Raw genomic sequence first — 18,816 nt, 5'->3', positions numbered from 1 at the left:
TGCTGCCCTTAGGTGTGGGGAATGACACCGCGCCTGATTGACCCATTCCAACGCGCGATCACCTACCTTCGGGTCTCGGTGACCGACCGCTGCGACTTCCGCTGCACCTACTGCATGGCGGAGAACATGACCTTTCTGCCGAAGAAGGAACTTCTGACGCTGGAAGAGCTGGATCGGATGTGTTCCAGCTTCATCGGCCTAGGGGTCGAGAAGCTGCGGATCACCGGCGGCGAACCCTTGGTGCGCCGGGACATCATGACCTTCTTCCGGTCGATGACCCGCCATCTCGACACGGGCACGCTGAAGGAACTGACCCTGACCACCAACGGCAGCCAGCTTGCACGCTTCGCGGACGAGTTGTGGGACGCCGGCGTGCGCCGGGTGAACATCTCGCTCGACACGCTGGACGACGACCGCTTCGCGCAGATCACGCGCTGGGGGCGCCTGCCGCAGGTGATGAAGGGGATCGAGGCCGCGCAGAAGGCGGGCATGCGGATCAAGATCAACACCGTCGCGCTGAAGGGGTTCAACGAGGACGAACTGTTCACGCTGGTCGACTGGTGCGCGCGCGAAAACATGGACCTGACCTTCATCGAGGTCATGCCGATGGGCGACATGGGAGAGGTGGACCGCCTTGACCAGTACTGGCCCCTGTCGGATCTGCGCGCCCGGCTGGCAGAGCGGTTCACGCTGACCGACCTGCCCGAACGCACCGGCGGTCCGGCCCGCTATGTCCGGCTGGAAGAGACCGACCAGAAGATCGGCTTCATCACGCCGCTGACCCACAATTTCTGCGAAAGCTGCAACCGCGTGCGCCTGACCTGCACCGGCGACCTGTTCATGTGCCTCGGGCAGGAAGACATGGCCGACCTGCGCACCCCGCTGCGCAACTTCCCCGACACCGACGCGCCGCTGATCTCGGCCATCGAAAAGGCGATCGGGCGCAAGCCGGAAGGCCACGATTTCGACTATTCCCGCCAGCGGGCCGACGGTCAGGTCACCCGCCACATGAGCCACACCGGCGGCTAGGCGTCCCGCGCGGCCAGCGCCTTTCCTAGGCGCGGCAGCCGCGCCTTGCGCAACAGCTTGCGGATCTCCCACGGCTCGCCCGAAAGGCGTTCGGCTTCTTGCCGCACCGCTTCGGCGGCCGCTGCGACCGCCTCCGGGTGGTCGGCGTACAACCCCATCAGGAACGGATCGACGGCCTCGCGCCGCACCCCCTCTTCCGCCAGCACACCGCGCGGAAAGTCCTGCGCGTTCTCGGTCAGGATGATGTCGGCGCTGCCGGTCACCGCCGCCGCCAGAACGTGCACGTCCGCCGGATCGGGCAGCCACAGCCGCGCCTCCAGCCCCGCGCGCACCGGCACCTCGGCATCGGGCCAGTCGCGCCGCACCAGCGCCACCTCGGACCGCGCCTGCGCCTCGCCCTCGGGGCCCAGCTTGCGCGCGGCCCGCGCCCATTCCTCAAGGATGCGCGCCGACCACAGCGGCGTGAACAGCCCGGCCTTCGCGACGCCAAGGACGACCTGCCGCATCACCGTCGGATACAGCACGTTCGCGTCGATCAGGACCTTCATTCCGACAGCCGGAACACCAGCGATTTGAGATAGCCCGACTCGGCCAGCTGCGGCAGCTGCGGATGGTCCGGCCCGGCGAACCCGGTCCAGATGATCTGGCCGCGCCGCCCGCCCCTGCCGATCCCGCGCGCCGAGGCGTTGCGGAACTTCGTCAGGTCGGCGGCGTGCGAACACGAACACAGGCCAAGATAGCCGCCCTCGGCCACCAGCGGCGCCGCCAGCCGCGCGACCCGTTCATAGGCCCGCAAGCCCGCTTCCAGCGCCTGCCGGTTCGGTGCGAAGGCCGGCGGATCGCAGACCACCACGTCGAACCGCTCGCCTTCCTCGGCCAGCGCGGTCATCACGTCGAACGCGTCGCCCTTGCGAGTGGCGAACCGGTCGCCCGCGCCCATCGCGGCCGCGCCCTGCCCGGCCAGCTCCAGCGCGGGCGCCGAACTGTCGACCGCCAGCGCCTGCGACGCGTCGCCCGCCAGCGCAGCCAGCGAAAAGCCCCCTACATGGCTGAACACGTCCAGCACGCGCCGCCCCTGCACCAAACGCTGCACGAAAGCGTGGTTGTCGCGCTGGTCGAAGAACAGGCCGGTCTTCTGGCCGCCCGTCAGGTCCGCCATGTACGTCGCCCCGTTCATCGCCACCGGGACGGGCCCGTCCAGCGCGCCAGTCATCACCAGCGTCTCCTCGGGCAGTCCTTCCAGCCCCCGCGCCCGGCCGCTGCCGTTCTTCACGATGGTCGAGACGCCGGTCACATCGGCCAGCGCCGCGGCGAGGTCGTCCAGCAGCACCTCGGCCCACGCCGCGTTCGGCTGGATCACCGCCGCATCGCCGAACCGGTCGATCACCACGCCGGGCAGCCCGTCCGCCTCGGCATGGACCAGCCGGTAGAACGGCGCGTCGTACAGCGCCTCGCGATGCGCCAGCGCCGCGCGCAGCCGCGCCGCCAGCCAATCGCGGTCGATCACCGCCTCGGGGTCGCGGTCCAGCATCCGCGCGATGATCCGCGACTGCGGGTTCACCGCCACCACGCCCATCGGCGTGCGCGCGCTGTCTTCCAGCACGGCCAGCGCCCCGGGCGCCAAAGCCTTGGTGCGGCGGTCGGTGACGAGTTCGTTCGAATAGACCCAAGGAAACCCGTGACGGATCGCACGGGCCTCGGCTTTGGGCATGAGGCGTATGGTGGGCATGGTCATGCGCCTCTCCTATCCACTTGCGCCCCCCGGCGGAAGAGCCCACGACACACCCAACCGCCCTACCCCTTCTTCTCTTTCCAAATACCTCGGGGGAGTCGCGCACGGCGCGACGGGGGCAGAGCCCCCTCCGCCCTCCGACAAAGCGCACCTCCGGTGCGACGGGGGCAGAGCCCCCTCCGCGCTCCGACAAGGCGCACCTCCGCCCTCCGACAAGGCGCACCTCCGGTGCGACGGGGGCAAAGCCCCCACCACCCCCACCCGGCGCGTCAAACCTGTTGACCGCTGCCACCGCCCGGGCTAGCACATCCCCATGACCCGTCCGACGATCACCCTTCGCAATTTCTGGTGGCGCGCCTTCTGACAAGGCGGCCGGACGATTACCTTTCAGCATCATCCACCGGGCCGCCGCATGGGCGGCTCTTTTGGTTCTGCGTTCCCCCCGTGCGGTGTCCCATCACCCCGAAAAGGACCAGACCCATGACAGCTTCACCGAAACCCGTGATCCTCACCGGCGACCGCACCACCGGGCCGCTGCACCTTGGCCACTACGCAGGCTCGCTCAAAAGCCGCGTGACGCTGCAAGACAGCCACCGACAGTACCTTCTGCTGGCCGACACGCAGGCGCTGACCGACAACGCCCATGACATCGGGCGCATCCGTCGCAACGTGCTGGAAGTCGCCACCGACTATCTCGCCGTGGGCATCGACCCGGCCCGCAGCACGATCTGCCTGCAATCGCAGCTTCCGGCGCTGGCCGAGCTGTCGATGCTGTACCTGAACTTCGTCACCGTTTCGCGGCTGGAACGCAATCCGACCATCAAGGACGAAATCCGCGCCCGCGGGTTCGGGCGCGACATTCCGGCGGGCTTCCTGTGCTACCCGGCGGCGCAGGCCGCCGACATCACTGCCTTTCGCGCCACCATCGTGCCGGTGGGCGCCGACCAGGCGCCGCTGATCGAACAGACCAACGAGATTGTCCGCCGCATCAACACCACCGCCGGGCGCGACGTGCTGCCAGAGGCGACCGCGGTGATCCCCGCCACCGGCCGGCTGCCCGGCGTCGACGGCAAGGCCAAGATGTCGAAATCCGGCGGCAACGCCATCCCGCTTTCGGCCTCGCCCGACGAAATCCACGCGGCGGTCAACGCCATGTACACCGATCCCGGCCACCTGCGCGTCGAGGACCCCGGCCGGGTCGAGGGCAACGTGGTCTTCACCTACCTCGACGCCTTCGACCCCGACCGCAATCTGGTGGCCGAGTTCAAGGAACGCTACCGCTTCGGCGGGCTGGGCGACGCGGTGCTGAAACGGCGGCTGGACGACGTTCTGCAGGCGCTGGTGGCGCCGATCCGCAAACGCCGCGCCGAACTGGCGAAGGACCCGGGCTACGTGCTGGAAGCGGTGCGCGCCGGCACCGACCACGCCCGGTCGGTAACGCAGGAAACCAAGGAAGAGATCACCAGCGCGCTTGGCCTTTTCCGACTGGACCCGCTTGCGCTGGCCGAGGCCGGACCGGCCCTTCTGACCGCGTGACGGCGGCCTTTCGCGTTTTCTATCGGCAGGATCTTCCAGAAGATCCTGCCGTCCCGATCTTCTGAAAGGTCGGGACTACCGCGGCAAAGCCGCCGCGTCGCGGGCCAGCGCCTCGATGCCGGCCCAGTCGCCGGTTTTCACCTTGTCGCCCGGCGCCACCCACGAGCCGCCGACGCAGGCCACGTTGGACAACGACAGGTAATCCGCCGCGTTCGAGGGCGACACGCCCCCGGTGGGGCAGAAGGTGACCTGCGGCAGCGGCGCGCCGATCGCTTTCAGCGCCTTGGCCCCGCCCGCAGCTTCGGCCGGGAAGAACTTGCCGGTGGTATAGCCGCGCTCGATCAGGCCCATGACCTCGGTCGCGGTGGCCGCGCCGGGGAGCAGGGGCAGATCGTGTTTCTCGCACGCCGCGCACAGCGCGTCCGTTGCGCCGGGCGACACGGCGAATTGCGCGCCCGCCTCTTTCGCGGCGATCACGTCCGCCTCTGTCAGCACGGTGCCCGCGCCGACGACGCCGCCCGCGACGCCCGCCATGCCCCGGATCACGTCCAGCGCCTGCGGCGTGCGCAGCGTCACTTCCAGCACCGGAAGCCCGCCCGCCACCAGCGCCTCGGCCAGCGGCACCGCGACCGCCGCGTCATCGACCACCAACACCGGGATCACCGGCGCCAGACGGCACATCTCGAGCGTCTGAACGCTCATCTCTTTCGGTGTCATCATCTCGCATCTCCCCGAAACCCTGCAGGCTTCTTTGGTCTTCTAAATATCCCCGCCGGAGGCAAGAAGACTCTGGCGGGACATCAACTTTCAATGCCTCCGGCGGGGATATTTCCCGGACCAAAGAGGCATTTGTTCAAACCACGACCCCCGCGCCCGCCGAGGCGTCGCCAGCCGTTTGGCGGAACACCTCGAACAGGTCGCGGCCAAGGCCGAACTGGTTGGCCGTCAGGTCGGCTTCCGCCAGCGGGCGGGACGACAGGTCGACATCGACCGCCTCGAGCGTGCCGTTGGTCGCGTCCACGCGCACCATGTCACCGTCGCGCAGGCGGGCGATGGGGCCGCCGTTCGCCGCCTCGGGGCAGACGTGGATGCAGGCCGGAACCTTGCCGGACGCGCCAGACATGCGGCCGTCGGTGACCAGCGCGACCTTCAGGCCGCGGTCCTGCAGCACCGCCAGCACCGGGGTCAGCGAGTGCAGTTCCGGCATCCCGTTTGCCTTGGGACCCTGGAACCGGACCACGACGACGGTGTCCTCGGTGAACTCCCCCGCCTGAAACGCCTTTTTCACGTCGGCCTGGTCGTGGAAGATCCGGGCTTGCGCCTCGATCACGTGGCGCTCGGGCTTGACCGCCGAGACCTTCATGACGCCGCGGCCAAGGTTGCCTTGCAGGTCCTTCAGGCCGCCGGTCGCCTGAAACGGGTCCGACGCGGGGCGGAGGACCTTGTCGTTCAGCGTCTCGCCCGCGCCCTTGCGCCATGCCAGCGTGCCGTCCTGCAGCACGGGTTCTTCGGTGTAGCGGGCCAGACCCTCGCCCGCGACGGTCTTGGTGTCCGGGTGCAGAAGGCCCGCGTCCAGCAGTTCGCCGATCATGTAGCCAAGCCCGCCCGCCGCGTGGAAGTGGTTCACGTCGGCCAGACCGTTCGGATAGACCTTGGCCATCAGCGGCACGACCGAGCTGATCTCGTCGAAGTCCTCGGTATCGAGGATCACCCCCGCCGCCCTTGCCATCGCGGGCAGGTGCAGGACAAGGTTGGTGGAGCCGCCCGTGGCCATCAGGCCGACGATGCCGTTCACGAAGGCTTTCTCGTCCAGCACGTCGGACACTGGCGTGAACTCGTTGCCCAGCGCGGTGATCGCCAGCGCCCGCTGGGCGCCCGCCGTGGTCAGCGCATCGCGCAGCGGCGTGTTGGGGTTCACAAAGGACGCACCGGGCAGGTGCAGGCCCATGAACTCCATCAGCATCTGGTTGGTGTTCGCGGTGCCGTAGAAGGTGCAGGTGCCCGGGCCGTGGTAGGATGCCATCTCGGCTTCCATCAGCTTGTCGCGGCCGATCTCTCCGGCGGCGAACTGCTGGCGCACGCGGGCCTTCTCGTCGTTGGTCAGGCCGCTGGTCATCGGCCCCGCCGGAAGGAACACGCCCGGCAGGTGCCCGAACGAGGCGGCGGCGATGATCAGGCCCGGCACGATCTTGTCGCAGACGCCAAGATAGACCGCCGCGTCGAAGGTGTTGTGCGACAGCGCGACCCCCGCCGCCAGCGCGATGACATCGCGCGAGAACAGCGACAGTTCCATCCCCGGCTGGCCCTGCGTGACGCCATCGCACATCGCGGGGACGCCGCCCGCCACCTGCGCGGTGGCCCCGGCGGCGCGGGCCGCTTCGCGAATGATCTCGGGATAGGTTTCGAAAGGCTGATGCGCCGACAGCATGTCGTTGTAGGCGGTCACGATGCCAAGGTTCGGCGCCCTGCCCTCGGCCAGCGAAGACTTGTCCTCGCCCATCGCGGCATAGGCGTGGGCCTGATTGCCGCAAGCCAGGTGCGCGCGGCGCGGTCCGGCCTCGGCCAGCGCGGCCATCCGGTCGGTGTAGCGGCTTCGGCTGTCGCGGCTGCGGGCGCGGATGCGCTCTGTGACGGCTTCGATCCTTGCGTCGAGGGGCATGGCTGGGTTCGTCCTGTCTATGGCCGCGCGGCACGGCCGGTTCCGGGCTCGGCGAAAGGCTATCAGGTCTTGTTACCGCTAACAAGGTTGGCGCCGCGTCGTGCGGCGACCCTGACGCCCGCCCATTCTGCGTTGCAGCATGCGCATGGCGGAAATTCCGCATTGTCTGTGCAACTTCAATGTCGGGCGACTTAGGTTGTGGACCAAGGGAAAACAGGGGCCGCCCCAGCATTCGGCCGGAAATGCCCCGAAACCGAGCACAGGAAACGGTAAGATGAGCAAGTACGACGATCAGGGCCGCATCGACTTCGTGGAAATCGAACGCGAAGCACGCCGGATGCAAGCGCAGGCGATGGCCAGCGGCTTCCGCCAGATGGGCAGCTGGATCCGCGGTGGCTTCAAGCGCACCGAACGCGGCACCATCTGATCCACGGATGATGCAAGGTCGCCGAACTTTCGGCGGCCCGACGGGCCCGCGGCGTTGACCTTCCTTGCCGCCGGCCCCGTAACCAGCGGGTTTCGTTAACGAAATACACCCTATGGTTGTCCCCAAATCCCGGAAAGGCTCCGGGATTTTCTTTTTTTGGCCTCACTTGGTTAACAATGTCCGGTCCCGTCAGAGGACGGCCATTCCGGCCAAGGAGGTGGAAGATGATACTCGCCGCACTTCGTAACCCGCGTATCGTTCTGGCGCTTGGCGCCGTGTTAAGCCTGTCTGCCTGCGCGCAGGAAAGCGTGACCCGCGGACTGATGTCCGAAACCATGATCGAGCCGCCGTCGGTGGCCGCCAGCGCGCTGCCGCGGTTCGACATCGCGCAGATCAACGTGCAGGTCCCGCGCTCGCTCAAGGTCAGTGAAAAGAACACCTACAAGCCCGTGGCCGACATCGTCTGGCACGGCGACCCGCTGGGGGACCGGTACGAACAGGTCGCCGCCTTGGTGAAAGCCGGCTTTGCCGCCGGTACACACGCGATGAACAGTGGCCGCGCCGTCGTGATCGACGTGGTGGTTCAGCGGTTCCACGCGGTAACGCCCAAGACCTATTACACCGTCGGCGGCTGGCACGAGATCGAGCTGGTCATGATGGTGCGGGATGCCCGGACCGGGGCCGAACTGATGGCGCCGCACCCCGTATCGCTGAACTTCCGCTCGCTGAAAGGCGCGGATGCGGCGAATGCCGAGGCGACGGGCCGCACCCAGAAGTTGCGCATCGTCGACCACCTTGCCCGCGCGATCCGCGCCGAGATGAGCGTGCCCGCGAACTACTCGGGGTTCTGACCCCTTTCGTGACACCGCCAATCGCGTCTGCCGCCTCTGTGGGTCCGTCCCACGGGGGCGGTTGGCCGTCCGCGGCCTACCTGTGTTCCTCGGCGGCGGTAGCGGCCAGCGCCGAGTTGTACGCCTTCAGCGCATCAAGGTGGTGCAGCGCGCCCAACAGCTCGGGCGGGCGGCCGTCAGACCACAGCGTGACCACCGGCAGGAACGCGACGCCGCCCTTGTCGAACACCGGCATCGCGCTGGCCAGCGTCGCGGCGCCGTCGACATAGATCCCCTGCTCGATCAACTGCCAGCACGCCTGTTCCGTCGCCGGGCCTTTTTCCGTCGTGTCGCGGGTCAGGCTGGCCACCCGAACCATCGACAGAAGATAGGCTTGCGGGCCGGCGGCAAGGTGGATGTTCCGACGGTGCAGCTGGGTCAGGAAGAACGACCGCTGCACGATGCGGCTGGCCAGCGCGGTGGACATCGACACCGCGACCATCACCGCAAGGCCGGTCTGCCAGTCGCCCGTCAGTTCGAACACGATCAGCGTGGTCGAGATCGGCGCGCCCAGCACTGCCGCCGCCACCGCGCCCATCCCCGCCAGCGCATAGACCGTTTCCGACCCTGACACGTCCGGGAAGATCCCGGTGGCGATCAGCCCGAAGGCCAGCCCGGTCAGCGCCCCCAGCATCAGCGAGGGCGAGAACATGCCGCCCCCCATCCGCCCCGCCATCGTGACCGCGACAGCCGCCGTCTTGATGACCGCGAAGACCACCGCCTCCCACAGCAGAAGCTGCCCGGTCAGCGCGGCGGTCGTCGTCTCGTATCCAACGCCGATGATATGCGGGAAGAAGCAGGCGATGCCGCCCAGCAGCCCGCCCGCCAGCGCCGGGCGCAGGGCGCGCGGCAGGCGGATGCGCTGCTGGATCGCCGTACCGAAGCCATCGGCCCAGAAGATCGTCCGCATCAGCGTCACCGCGACCAGCCCGCACAGCAGGCCGAGGATCAGGTAGGCGGGAAGCTCGACGTAGAATTCCAGCGCGGTGTTGGTGGACAGGCTGAATTCCGTGACATCGCCGAAGGCCAGTCGGCTGACCACCGTTCCGGCGACCGAGGCGATGACGATGGGCGCGAAGGCGTTCACCGCGAAGTGGCGCAGGATGACCTCCATCGCGAACAGCGCCCCGGCGATCGGTGCGTTGAACGAGGCCGAGACCGCCGCCGCGACGGCACAGCCAAGCAGGTCGCGTCCGGTCACACCGTCCGCCGCGATCCGGTTCGACACCCACGTGGACAGCACCCCGGCCAAGTGGACCACCGGCCCTTCCCGGCCTGACGAGCCGCCCGACGACAGCGTGATCCACGAGGCGATGGCGGAAACCAGCCCCTCTTTCACCTCGACCCGCCCGTCGTTCAGCGCCGCGCCCTGGATCACGTCGGACACCGACCGGACCCGGGCGTCGCGGGTGAAGCGGTCCAGCAGCAGCCCGACGACAAGCCCGCCCGCAATCGGGATCAGGACGATCCAGTACCACGGCAGGGTCTGGGCGAAGGTGTGGATGTGCAGCGTATCGTCGGTGCCGTACAGCGCCGACTGCAGCGCGGTGATCGCCAGCCGGAACACCATCGCCACCAACCCGGCCGCGGTGCCCAGAACGAGCGCGATGAACCAGAATTGAACCTGCCCCGGCCCCTTCTCGCGCAGGACCCGGCCCGTCTCGCGGAGGCTGTCGCGCAACGCGGCAAGCCGTGTCGCCAGCCAGGGCGCGCTGTCGGCTTCGGCTTCGGCGCTTTCCCGTCCGCCCGCCGAACCCTGCGGATTTTGGGGCGTTGAGCGGTTCCGCAACGGTCCAACTTCCTTTATCTAGGGCCGGTCAAATGGGAGACCGGGGATTTATTATGCGTAACGCGGCGGCTGTGGATGAGTTGGCCACCTTACTAGGCAATCGGCTTAGCCGATCCAAGTCCGATCTGGACCTGCACGGGCGCTCGGAGTCGCACTTCCCGCTGACCCCGCCCGATGCGGTGGCCTATCCCGAGACGGCCGAGGAAGTGGCCGAGATCGTGAAGATCTGCGCCCGCCACGGCTGTCCGGTGGTGCCGTGGGGCGTCGGCACCTCGCTGGAGGGTCACGCGCTGGCGCTGACCGGCGGGGTGTCGGTCGATTTTGCTCGGATGAACAAGGTTCTGAAGGTCAATCAGGAAGACATGGACGCGGTCGTTCAGCCCGGTGTCACGCGCGAGGATCTGAACGTCGAACTGCGCGCGACGGGGCTGTTCTTTTCGGTCGATCCGGGCGCCAATGCGACGCTGGGCGGCATGGCGATGACCCGTGCGTCGGGCACCACCGCCGTGCGCTATGGCACGATGCGCGACAACGTGCTGGCGATGGAGGTCGTGCTGGCCGACGGCCGCATCATTCGCACCGGAACGCGGGCGCGGAAATCGTCGGCGGGCTACGACCTGACCGGGCTGATGGTCGGCTCGGAAGGCACGCTGGGCTTGGTCACCGAGATGACGGTGAAGCTGCACGGCCAGCCCGAGGCGGTGTCCTCGGCCGTCTGTTCCTTCGACGACATGGAAGCGGCGGTGAACGCGGTGATCGCGACGATCCAGATGGGCATCCCGATGGCACGGATCGAGTTCGTCGATCCCGCCGTCGCGGCGGCGTTCAACGCCTATGCCGGGTCCACCCTGCCAGAGACGCCGCACCTGATGGTGGAATTCCACGGCTCGGAACAGGGCGTGGCCGAGGATGCCGAACGGTTCCGCGAGATTGCCGACGACTTCGGCGCCACCGGCTTTGAGTGGGCGACCCAGCCCGAGGACCGCAAGGCGCTGTGGACGATGCGGCACAACGCGCATTTCGCCTGCCTTGCCTCGCGTCCCGGCGCCCGCGCGATCGTCACCGACATCTGCGTGCCGATCTCGAAGCTGGCGGAAGCGGTCGAAGAAACCCGCGCCGACGTCGCCGCCGCCTCGATCCCCGGCCCCATCGTGGGGCACGTCGGCGACGGCAATTTTCACTGCATCCTGCTGTTCATGGAGGACGATCCGAAAGAGCACGCCGAGGCGAAGGCCATCGCGCACCGCATGGTGGAACGCGCGCTGCGGCTGGGCGGCACCTCAACCGGGGAGCACGGGATCGGGGCCGGCAAGCTGGACTACATGGCCGAGGAACACGGCGAGGCCTGGGACGTGATGGGCACGCTGAAACAGGCGATGGATCCGCAGAACATCCTGAACCCCGGCAAGATGGTGAAACCAAGGTGAGCCTGACGTCGCCGGAGGACATGCCGGCGGCCTTTGCCCGCGCGTGGATGGCCCGCGACGCGGGTGCGCTGGCGGCTCTGTTCGCCGAAGACGCGGATTTCGTGAACGTGGTCGGCATCTGGTGGGAGGACCGCCCCGCCATCGAGGCGGCGCACGGCTATGCGCTGGGATCGTTCTTCGCGGACAGCCGGCTGGTGCCGGGGCGGGTGAAACTGCGGCGGCTGGGCGACAACGTGGCGGTGGTGCACTGCCGGTTCCTGCTGACCGGGCAACGCCGCCCTGGCGGGGGCGCCGCCGGGCGGCGGAGCACGATTATCTGCTTCGTAATGCAACGAACCGCCGAGGGCTGGCGTTGCGTCACCGCACAGAACACCGACATCGTCCCCGGCGCCGAGACCCAGCTTGCGGACGAGACAGGATTGAAACCGCAGGACTACAGATGATCCGCGAAAGACTGAGGCGGGCGCTGCGCATGGCACGGGCCATCGTGCTGCGCGGCCAGCGGTGGGCGCGCCGCCATCTGCCGCCGGGGATGCGGCTGGTGGTCGGCCTGCTGCTGATGATCGGCGGTGTGTTCGCCTTCCTTCCGGTCCTTGGGTTGTGGATGCTGCCGTTGGGCATCGCAGTGGCGGCGGTGGACGTCGCCGATTTTCGGGCATGGCTGGCGGCGCGGCGGACGCGGAAGCGGTGAATTGGGGGCGCTGCCCCCGCCGCTGCGCGGCTCCCCCGAGGTATTTTGGAAGAGAAGAAGACGCGGTCAGCGCCGGCGGCCGAGGGCGCCGCCGCGGCGGCGGGGCCTATGACCGGGACTGTGACCGGGGCCGTCCCCGGGGCCGAGCGCCTCTGACAGGATGGCGGTCATCGGGTGACCGGGTTCGCCGTACCGTTTCAGCATCTCGGCCGCCGCTGCCGCGACATCGGTGCGGTCGGGCAGCCGGAGCGCCCAGTCCATGAAGATCGCACGGCATTCGGGGGCGGTGATGCCCGCGATCCGGTAGGATTCGCGGATCAGCCCGGCCGGATCGAGATCGGGCGCGGTCATGGCGCGGGCTCAGCCGATCCGGTCGGGAGGCGTCCAAGGGCGTCCCCGATGATCCGGTCCGCCGCGTCGGCGCAGTCGGCGAGTTCCGCCGCGAGGGCGTCGATGCTTTCAGCCCCCGCCTGCCGCAGCAGGAAGCCCTGCGCGCCCTCGCCCAGTTCCTCGACCTTCAGCTGCGCGCCCGTCAGCAGACGCGACGCGGCCTGCACCCGCCAGAACAGACCGTGGGCACGGGTCAGGACCTCGACCTCGCCGGGGGTCAACCAGCCGATCCCGGGCCCGGCGGCAAGCTGATCCGGCGTGGTGCGGGCCGGGCTGCCGGACAACAGTGCGGATGCCTGCGCCAGAAGGTCGATGTCCTGCATCCGCCCGTGGCCGCGCTTGGTGGCGAAGGGGCCTTCGGCGGGGTGTGCCTCGGCCAGACGGCGGCGCATCTCGGCCACGTCTTCCAGCACTTTCGCGGGCGGGTGCTTTTCTTCCAGCAGGTCGGTGCGGAATGTCTCGATCTCGGACCGCAGGGTGGCGTTGCCCAACAGGACACGGGCGCGGGTCAGCGCCATGTGCTCCCATGTCCACGCCTCGGTCTGCTGGTAGCGGCGGAACCCTTCGAGCGACGTCGCGACCGGCCCTTGCCGCCCCGACGGGCGCAGGCGCATGTCGACCTCGTACAGCGTCCCCTCGGCGGTGGGGGCGGTCAGGGCGGTGACGAAGGCCTGCGTCAGCCGGGCGAAATAGGTCGGCGCGGTCAGGGGGCGCGGGCCGTCGGACGCGTCCTGGTCAAGCGGGTCGTAGATCACGATCACGTCCAGATCGGAGGTCACCGACAGCTGCCGCGCGCCCAGCGAGCCCATGCCCACAAGCGCAGCACCCCGGCCCGGTGCCGCCCCGTGCTTGCGCGCGAACTCGGCCGTCACCGGCCCCTGAAGCGCGCGCAGCACCGCCTCGGCGAGGTCGGCGTACTGGCGCCCGGCCTCGTCCGCGTCGATCACCCCGCGCAGGTGATGCACCCCGATGCGGAAGCGCCATTCCTTCTGCCAGCGCCGCGCCGCGTCGAGCTTGCGTTCATAGTCGTCCTCTGCCGCCAGCGCCGCCGCGAGCCCGTCGGTCAGCGCGTCCACCCCCGGCCATGCCGCGAAGAAGGCGCCTCCGATCACCGCGTCGAACACCTGCGCGTTGCGCCCGAGGTAGTGCGCCAGCCCCGGCGCGGTGGCGGCGATGTCGACGATCAAGTCGATCAGCTGCGGGTTCGCCTCGAACAAGGCAAAGACCTGCACCCCGGCGGGCAGCCCGCGGAGAAAACCGTCGAACTGTTCCAGCGCCTCGCGCGGGCGGTCGGCCTTGGACAGGCCGGACAGAAGGTCGGGCTTCAGCCGCTCGAAAATTTCCTGCGCGCGGGCCGACCGCAGCGCCGGGTAGCTGCGCCAGCGGTCGACGATCTCTTGTGCGCCCTCTCCCATGTCTGGGGCGTCGCCCGCCGCCTGCGGGGCGAAGAAGCCTTCGGTCAGGTCGTGCACGGTGGATAGACGGTCGTGCAGTTCAGCGCGCAGGTCGGCGGTGTCGCGATCCATGAAGGCGGCGAGCCGGTCGAAGCCCTCGGCGTCGCCGGGCAGGTTGTGGGTCTGGGCGTCGGCGATCATCTGCACCCGGTGTTCGACCTCGCGGTGGAAGCGGTAGCAGTCGGTCAGCGTGTCGCGCGCGTCTTCGGGGACCCAGCCCTTGTCGGTCAGCCGCGCCAGCCCCTCGACCGTGCCGCGCACCCGCAGCGACGGGTCGCGTCCGCCCGCGATGATCTGGCGGGTCTGGGTGAAGAACTCGATCTCGCGGATGCCGCCGCGCCCGAGCTTCATGTTGTGGCCTTCCAGCGTGATCGGCCCGTGCAGCCCCTTGTGCGCGCGGATACGCAGGCGCATGTCGTGCGCGTCCTGGATCGCCGCGAAGTCGAGGTGCTTGCGCCAGACGAAGGGGGTCAGCCGCCCGAGGAATGCGTCGCCCGCCGCGATGTCGCCGGCGCAGGGGCGTGCCTTGACGTAGGCCGCGCGTTCCCACGTCCGGCCCACGCTTTCGTAATAGGTTTCGGCCGCGTCCATCGACAGGCAGACCGGCGTCACGCTGGCATCCGGGCGCAGCCGCAGGTCTGTGCGGAACACGTAGCCCTCGGCGGTGATCTCGGACAGGGTCTGCGCCATGTCGCGGGTGGCGCGCACCAGCGCCGAGCGCGCCTCGTGATAGTCGGCGTCGCCGTAGCGGTCGCCGTCGAACAGGACGATCAGGTCGATGTCCGAGGAATAGTTCAGCTCGTGCGCGCCCATCTTGCCCATCGCCAGCGCGACCACGCCGCCTGCCGTGGCGATGTCGTCTTCGGTGGCGCCGGGAAGTTTCTTGCGGGCGATCTGCCGGGCGACGGCGGCTTTCAGGGCGCGGTCGGTGGCAAGGTCGGCATAATCGGTCAGCGCGCCAGTCACCCGTTCCAGCGGCCAGACGCCGCCCAGATCGGCCAGCGCCGCCAACAGGGCGACGCGGCGCTTGCCCCGCCGCAGTCCGGGGCCGACCTCGGCGTCGGACAGCGCGGCGGCATCGGACAGGATCACGGCCAGCGCGTCTTCGGGGCTGCCGGACAGGGCCTGTTCCAGCCATGCGCGTTCCTTGCCGATCAGGCCGCCAAGATAGGGGCTGCATCCAGCGGTCCCGGCCAGCAAAGCCTTCAGTTCGGGGGCAAGGTCGGGCAGCAGCGCCTCGGCCTCGCGGGCGCGGTCGGGCTCGAAAGGGCGCGGGGTTCGGGTCAGGCGGCTTGCGAAACTCATGTGCGATACCTGAGGCGCGGCGCGGGCCGGGTCAAGACGGCTTGGCGCCCTTAGACCGGTGCCGGGTCGGCGGCGTTGCTGTCCTGACTGAAGGTGTTCAGCCAAGCGTCGCCGCGCCGTTCCCAGATCGACGAGACGTACATCGCCTCGGGCACGGTCGCGCCGGTGCGGCGATAATCAGCGCGGTAGGCCAGCAGCACCCTGCCCTCGCCCAAAGCCACGGTGCGCGCCTGCGACAGCGCGAAGTCGGCGACGGTCGGGCCGCTCGACAGTTGGTCGACATGGCCGTCACGACCGTAAAAGCCGGTGGAGTAGACGCCAAGGAAATCGTCGGCCAGCAAGGCGGCGTCGGCAGCGGCGTCGCCATCGACCAGCGCCTGCCAGACGCGGGTTTCAAGGTCGGTGAAGAAGGCGGTGTCCGTCATGAGCCGCAGGTTGCACCCCGGAGCGTCGCGCGTAAAGTGCTCCGCCAAAGCACCGGAGGCAGGAATGAGCAAAAGCCTGAAGCGGGTCCGCGCCGCACTGGAAGCGGCAGGCGCCCCGATCGACATCCGCGAGGTGGACAAGGCCCGCACCGCCGCCGAGGCGGCGGAGGCGGTCGGCTGTCATCTTGACCAGATCGCCAAGTCGATCATCTTCCGCGCCGAGGACAGCGACGCGGCTGTCCTGTTCCTGACCGCGGGCGGCAACCGGGTGGACGGCGACAAGGCCAGCGCGCTGGCGGGGGAACCGCTGGGCAAGGCGGACGCAACGCTGATCCGGGCGCAAACCGGGTTCGCCATCGGGGGCGTGTCGCCGGTGGGACACCTGAACCCGATCCGGGCGTGGCTTGATCCCCGGTTCCTTGATTTCGACGTGGTGTGGGCGGCGGCGGGCACGCCCCGGCACCTGTTCCCGATCGCGCCGGACCTGCTGGTGCGTCTGACCGGCGCGGTTCAGGCGGATTTCGTCGGCTGACCGCAGGCGCGGTGCAGACGATTAAAAAGACCTGACGCCCTCTGTACCTTCAGAAAGGTCCTAACCGCCCGACTTCAACCGCGCCTCGACGCCCTTCAGCACGGCGCCCGCGCCCCAGTCCTGCTGCTTCAGCGCGTTCAGCAGGGCCACGAGGTTGCCGTCGCGGATCTTCTCCAACTCGGGGATCTCGTAGGCGCCGGATTGCGCGTCGGACTGGGTGGCGATGGTCTCGACCAGTTCCTCGTCCATCTCGGGAACGTCGGTCAGCTTGGTCCACGGCCACTGTAGTGCCGGGCCGAACTGGTGCAGGAACTGCCGCATCCCGCCTTCGCCGCCGCCGAGGCGGTACGTCTCGAACAGGCCCATCTGCGCCCAGCGCAGGCCGAACCCCATGCGGATCGCGTCGTCGACCTGTTCGGTCGTGGCGATGCCGTCCTTGACCAGCCACAGCGCCTCTCGCCAGACGGCTTCCAGCAGGCGGTCGGCGATGTGGGCGTCGATCTCTTGCGCCAGCCGCAGGGGATACATGCCGATGCCGGTCAGGAAGTCTTCGGCTGTGTCCAGAACCTCGGGAGGCGTAATGTCGGACCCGGCGATCTCGACCGCGGGCAGCAGATAGACCGGGACGAAGGGGTGCGCGACGATGATCTGCTCGGGCCGCCGCGACATGGCCTGAAGGTCCGACGGCTTAAAGCCCGACGTGGACGAGGCGATCACCGCCGCCGGGTCGACGTGGCTTTGCAGCGTCTGGTAGATCGTCTGCTTCAGCTCCAGCCGCTCGGGCACGCTTTCCTGAATCCAGCGGGCGCCGGTCACTGCCTCGGACATGGTGGTGGTGAACACCACCTCGCCCTCGGGCGGCAGCGGCGCATCCAGCACACGGGGCAGCGCCTCGCGCGCGCCGGCAAGCACCTCTTGCACGCGGCGCGCGGCTTCGGGCGCGGGGTCGAACACGCGGACCTCCCAGCCCATCAGCGCGAAACGGGCGGCCCAGCCGCCCCCGATCACACCTCCGCCGATAATCGCGACATGTCCGGCCATGATCAGTTCACGCACACGTTCTGAAGCGCCCCGGAGGACGACAGGATTTCATTGCAGCCGAACAGCGGCTTCACCGGCGCGCAGGTCTTCGACCGGGCAAGGCAGTAGCCTTCGCATTGCGTTGCTGCGGTGCAGGCCTTGTTGGCGTCCCGTGTCGGGAACACGCAGGCGTAGGCCGACGAATTGCCCGCGCGGCTCCAGCGGCCGCCCTTTTCCTCGCAGATCACCCTTTCGCTATCCAGCGCATCAAGGTTCGAGGGGTCGATCACCGGGTTGCGCGCAGGCGTCATCAGCGGCGCCTCGGGCGGCGGCGGCTCTGCCTGCACCTCGGGGCCGGGTTCACCGTCGCCCGGCATGTCGGGATCGGGAAGTTCGCTGTCAGGCTCGGCGGCGGCAGCGGGCGCGGTGTCGCGCATCCCGCCGAACGGGAACACCCGTTCGACCTGACCACAGGCGGCGGTCAGACCGAGCATCGCGAGAAGGATCAGAGTACGCGGCGTCATGGCTTCAATGGACCTTTCTACCGTTTCTTCAGGTTCAGCTTGCGGCGCACGTCTTCGGGGCCGATCACGGTCGCGCCGATCCCCTCGATCACGCCCACCGCGCGTTCGACCAGCTGGGCGTTGGTGGCCAGCACCCCGCGATCCAGCATCAGGTTGTCTTCCAGCCCGACCCGCACATTGCCGCCCGCCAGCACCGAGGCGGCGACGAACGGCATCTGGTGGCGCCCCAGCGCGAAGGCCGAGAAGGTCCAGCCGTCGGGGATCGCGTTCACCATCGCCATGAAGGTGTTCAGGTCGTCCGGCGCGCCCCACGGCACGCCCATGCACAGCTGCACCAGCGCGGGGTCGTTCAGCACGCCTTCGTCCACCAGCTGCTTGGCGAACCATAGGTGGCCGGTGTCGAACGCCTCGATCTCGGGCTTCACGCCAAGCTCGGTCATGATCGCGCCCATCGCCCGCAGCATTCCGGGGGTGTTGACCATCACGTAATCGGCTTCGGCGAAGTTCATCGTACCGCAGTCGAGGGTGCAGATCTCGGGCAGGCAATCGCGGATGTGGGCGACACGCGACTCGGCGCCGATCATGTCGGTCCCTGCCCCCGGCGGCAGCGGTGCATCGGTCGAGCCCAGCACCAGATCGCCGCCCATCCCGGCGGTGAGGTTCAGCACGACATCGACGTCCGAGGATCGGATGCGATCGGTCACTTCGCGGTACAACGCAGGATCGCGCGACGGCGCCCCGGTGTCGGGGTCGCGGACGTGGCAATGGACGACCGCCGCCCCGGCCTTGGCCGCATCGATGGCGCTGGACGCGATCTCTGCCGGTGACCGCGGGACATGCGGCGACCGGTCCTGCGTCGCACCGGACCCGGTCACGGCGCAGGTTATGAAAACCTCGCGGTTCATTGCCAATGGCATCGGTCGTGCCCCCTTTGTTCCACTCAAGCCCCAGAATCCACGACAATACAAGGCACTGCCTTGTGTGGC

The 18,816-nt window shown here is 68.7% G+C and carries 18 protein-coding genes and 1 pseudogene; 8 read left to right on the top strand and 11 right to left on the bottom strand.

Going from position 1 to position 18,816, the window contains the following annotated elements; translation table 11 throughout:
- Nucleotides 1–21: 21 nt before the first annotated feature.
- Complete coding sequence (gene moaA / locus P1K30_RS13535) at nt 22–1,029, top strand: GTP 3',8-cyclase MoaA (protein ID WP_275633273.1); 1,008 nt, start codon at nt 22–24, stop codon at nt 1,027–1,029.
- Here the strand turns inward: moaA and P1K30_RS13530 are convergent.
- On the bottom strand, nt 1,026–1,577 hold the full coding sequence (locus tag P1K30_RS13530; protein WP_275633272.1) for an RSP_2648 family PIN domain-containing protein: 552 nt from the start codon (nt 1,575–1,577) through the stop codon (nt 1,026–1,028). The genes moaA and P1K30_RS13530 overlap by 4 nt on opposite strands.
- A complete protein-coding gene (locus tag P1K30_RS13525; protein WP_275633271.1) occupies nt 1,574–2,764 on the bottom strand; it encodes an RSP_2647 family RNA methyltransferase in 1,191 nt (396 codons plus the stop codon). Before P1K30_RS13525 ends, P1K30_RS13530 begins: the two co-directional genes overlap by 4 nt.
- Before the next feature lie 477 nt (nt 2,765–3,241).
- On the opposite strand from P1K30_RS13525, the gene trpS reads away from it, so the two are divergent.
- Nucleotides 3,242–4,297, top strand: a complete 1,056-nt coding sequence (gene trpS / locus P1K30_RS13520) for a tryptophan--tRNA ligase (RefSeq protein WP_275633270.1) — start codon at nt 3,242–3,244, stop codon at nt 4,295–4,297.
- A 75-nt stretch (nt 4,298–4,372) separates the two neighbouring features.
- Here trpS and eda read toward each other — a convergent pair whose 3' ends face one another.
- Both eda and edd read right to left on the bottom strand, forming a co-directional pair.
- Nucleotides 4,373–5,014 (bottom strand): bifunctional 4-hydroxy-2-oxoglutarate aldolase/2-dehydro-3-deoxy-phosphogluconate aldolase, encoded by a 642-nt coding sequence (gene eda / locus P1K30_RS13515; protein WP_275633305.1) that lies wholly within the window; start codon nt 5,012–5,014, stop codon nt 4,373–4,375.
- Between the two features lie 136 nt (nt 5,015–5,150).
- Nucleotides 5,151–6,956 (bottom strand): phosphogluconate dehydratase, encoded by a 1,806-nt coding sequence (gene edd / locus P1K30_RS13510; RefSeq protein ID WP_275633269.1) that lies wholly within the window; start codon nt 6,954–6,956, stop codon nt 5,151–5,153.
- Between the two features lie 274 nt (nt 6,957–7,230).
- Here edd and P1K30_RS13505 point away from each other — a divergent pair, with 274 nt between their 5' ends.
- Both P1K30_RS13505 and P1K30_RS13500 read left to right on the top strand, forming a co-directional pair.
- Entirely contained in the window at nt 7,231–7,383 is a 153-nt protein-coding gene (locus tag P1K30_RS13505; protein WP_275633268.1) for an RSP_7527 family protein, read from the top strand.
- 224 nt (nt 7,384–7,607) lie between these two features.
- Nucleotides 7,608–8,234: a DUF6778 family protein gene (locus tag P1K30_RS13500; RefSeq protein ID WP_275633267.1), complete on the top strand. Its 627-nt coding sequence runs from the start codon at nt 7,608–7,610 to the stop codon at nt 8,232–8,234.
- A gap of 76 nt (nt 8,235–8,310) precedes the next feature.
- On the opposite strand, the gene P1K30_RS13495 is transcribed toward P1K30_RS13500, so the two are convergent.
- Nucleotides 8,311–9,975 (bottom strand): chloride channel protein, encoded by a 1,665-nt coding sequence (locus tag P1K30_RS13495; protein WP_275633304.1) that lies wholly within the window; start codon nt 9,973–9,975, stop codon nt 8,311–8,313.
- 140 nt (nt 9,976–10,115) lie between these two features.
- Here P1K30_RS13495 and P1K30_RS13490 point away from each other — a divergent pair, with 140 nt between their 5' ends.
- Genes P1K30_RS13490 through P1K30_RS13480 form a run of 3 tightly spaced genes read left to right on the top strand, consistent with a single transcriptional unit; the run spans nt 10,116 to nt 12,180 of the window.
- Nucleotides 10,116–11,489 (top strand): FAD-binding oxidoreductase, encoded by a 1,374-nt coding sequence (locus P1K30_RS13490; RefSeq protein ID WP_275633266.1) that lies wholly within the window; start codon nt 10,116–10,118, stop codon nt 11,487–11,489.
- A complete protein-coding gene (locus tag P1K30_RS13485; RefSeq protein ID WP_275633265.1) occupies nt 11,486–11,932 on the top strand; it encodes a YybH family protein in 447 nt (148 codons plus the stop codon). Before P1K30_RS13490 ends, P1K30_RS13485 begins: the two co-directional genes overlap by 4 nt.
- Nucleotides 11,929–12,180, top strand: coding sequence for a hypothetical protein (locus P1K30_RS13480; RefSeq protein WP_275633264.1), 252 nt, complete (start codon nt 11,929–11,931; stop codon nt 12,178–12,180). The genes P1K30_RS13485 and P1K30_RS13480 overlap by 4 nt, the downstream gene beginning before the upstream one ends.
- 66 nt (nt 12,181–12,246) lie before the next feature.
- Here P1K30_RS13480 and P1K30_RS13475 read toward each other — a convergent pair whose 3' ends face one another.
- The 3 genes from P1K30_RS13475 to P1K30_RS13465 are packed head-to-tail and all read right to left on the bottom strand — an operon-like array spanning nt 12,247 to nt 15,754.
- The gene (locus P1K30_RS13475; protein WP_275633263.1) at nt 12,247–12,531 is read right to left on the bottom strand and encodes a hypothetical protein; all 285 of its coding nucleotides are present in this window, start codon (nt 12,529–12,531) and stop codon (nt 12,247–12,249) included.
- Nucleotides 12,528–15,329, bottom strand: a complete 2,802-nt coding sequence (locus P1K30_RS13470) for a [protein-PII] uridylyltransferase family protein (protein ID WP_275633262.1) — start codon at nt 15,327–15,329, stop codon at nt 12,528–12,530. Before P1K30_RS13470 ends, P1K30_RS13475 begins: the two co-directional genes overlap by 4 nt.
- Nucleotides 15,330–15,379: 50 nt before the next feature.
- A complete protein-coding gene (locus tag P1K30_RS13465; RefSeq protein WP_275633261.1) occupies nt 15,380–15,754 on the bottom strand; it encodes a DUF4440 domain-containing protein in 375 nt (124 codons plus the stop codon).
- A 64-nt stretch (nt 15,755–15,818) separates the two neighbouring features.
- On the opposite strand from P1K30_RS13465, the gene P1K30_RS13460 reads away from it, so the two are divergent.
- Nucleotides 15,819–16,286: a YbaK/EbsC family protein gene (locus tag P1K30_RS13460; RefSeq protein WP_275633260.1), complete on the top strand. Its 468-nt coding sequence runs from the start codon at nt 15,819–15,821 to the stop codon at nt 16,284–16,286.
- A gap of 66 nt (nt 16,287–16,352) precedes the next feature.
- On the opposite strand, the pseudogene P1K30_RS13455 reads toward P1K30_RS13460, so the two are convergent.
- The 3 genes and pseudogenes from P1K30_RS13455 to bcoG all read right to left on the bottom strand — a co-directional run.
- Nucleotides 16,353–17,327, bottom strand: a pseudogene (locus P1K30_RS13455) (3-hydroxyacyl-CoA dehydrogenase NAD-binding domain-containing protein); the annotation flags it as partial.
- Nucleotides 17,328–17,329: 2 nt separating this feature from the next.
- Nucleotides 17,330–17,830 carry a hypothetical protein gene (locus tag P1K30_RS13450; RefSeq protein WP_275633259.1) on the bottom strand — a complete coding sequence of 167 codons (501 nt, stop codon included), beginning with the start codon at nt 17,828–17,830 and terminating at the stop codon, nt 17,330–17,332.
- A 17-nt stretch (nt 17,831–17,847) separates the two neighbouring features.
- Nucleotides 17,848–18,747, bottom strand: coding sequence for a 3-dehydrocarnitine:acetyl-CoA trimethylamine transferase BcoG (gene bcoG / locus P1K30_RS13445; RefSeq protein WP_275633258.1), 900 nt, complete (start codon nt 18,745–18,747; stop codon nt 17,848–17,850).
- Nucleotides 18,748–18,816: the final 69 nt, after the last annotated feature.

It is taken from the genome of Psychromarinibacter halotolerans, assembly GCF_029168315.1.
Classification (GTDB): domain Bacteria; phylum Pseudomonadota; class Alphaproteobacteria; order Rhodobacterales; family Rhodobacteraceae; genus Psychromarinibacter; species Psychromarinibacter halotolerans.
The sequence above is the reverse complement of the archived record's forward strand: the minus strand, read 5'-3'. Positions and strand labels throughout refer to the sequence as shown.

Excerpts from the sequence above, each read along its gene's own strand:
- moaA (WP_275633273.1), top strand. The coding sequence starts at position 22 with ATGACACCGCGCCTGATTGACCCATTCCAACGCGCGATCACCTACCTT.
- P1K30_RS13530 (WP_275633272.1), bottom strand. The coding sequence starts at position 1,577 with ATGAAGGTCCTGATCGACGCGAACGTGCTGTATCCGACGGTGATGCGG.
- P1K30_RS13525 (WP_275633271.1), bottom strand. The coding sequence starts at position 2,764 with ATGACCATGCCCACCATACGCCTCATGCCCAAAGCCGAGGCCCGTGCG.
- trpS (WP_275633270.1), top strand. The coding sequence starts at position 3,242 with ATGACAGCTTCACCGAAACCCGTGATCCTCACCGGCGACCGCACCACC.
- eda (WP_275633305.1), bottom strand. The coding sequence starts at position 5,014 with ATGACACCGAAAGAGATGAGCGTTCAGACGCTCGAGATGTGCCGTCTG.
- edd (WP_275633269.1), bottom strand. The coding sequence starts at position 6,956 with ATGCCCCTCGACGCAAGGATCGAAGCCGTCACAGAGCGCATCCGCGCC.
- P1K30_RS13505 (WP_275633268.1), top strand. The coding sequence starts at position 7,231 with ATGAGCAAGTACGACGATCAGGGCCGCATCGACTTCGTGGAAATCGAA.
- P1K30_RS13500 (WP_275633267.1), top strand. The coding sequence starts at position 7,608 with ATGATACTCGCCGCACTTCGTAACCCGCGTATCGTTCTGGCGCTTGGC.
- P1K30_RS13490 (WP_275633266.1), top strand. The coding sequence starts at position 10,116 with ATGCGTAACGCGGCGGCTGTGGATGAGTTGGCCACCTTACTAGGCAAT.
- P1K30_RS13480 (WP_275633264.1), top strand. The coding sequence starts at position 11,929 with ATGATCCGCGAAAGACTGAGGCGGGCGCTGCGCATGGCACGGGCCATC.
- P1K30_RS13475 (WP_275633263.1), bottom strand. The coding sequence starts at position 12,531 with ATGACCGCGCCCGATCTCGATCCGGCCGGGCTGATCCGCGAATCCTAC.
- P1K30_RS13470 (WP_275633262.1), bottom strand. The coding sequence starts at position 15,329 with ATGAGTTTCGCAAGCCGCCTGACCCGAACCCCGCGCCCTTTCGAGCCC.
- P1K30_RS13465 (WP_275633261.1), bottom strand. The coding sequence starts at position 15,754 with ATGACGGACACCGCCTTCTTCACCGACCTTGAAACCCGCGTCTGGCAG.
- P1K30_RS13460 (WP_275633260.1), top strand. The coding sequence starts at position 15,819 with ATGAGCAAAAGCCTGAAGCGGGTCCGCGCCGCACTGGAAGCGGCAGGC.
- P1K30_RS13450 (WP_275633259.1), bottom strand. The coding sequence starts at position 17,830 with ATGACGCCGCGTACTCTGATCCTTCTCGCGATGCTCGGTCTGACCGCC.
- bcoG (WP_275633258.1), bottom strand. The coding sequence starts at position 18,747 with ATGCCATTGGCAATGAACCGCGAGGTTTTCATAACCTGCGCCGTGACC.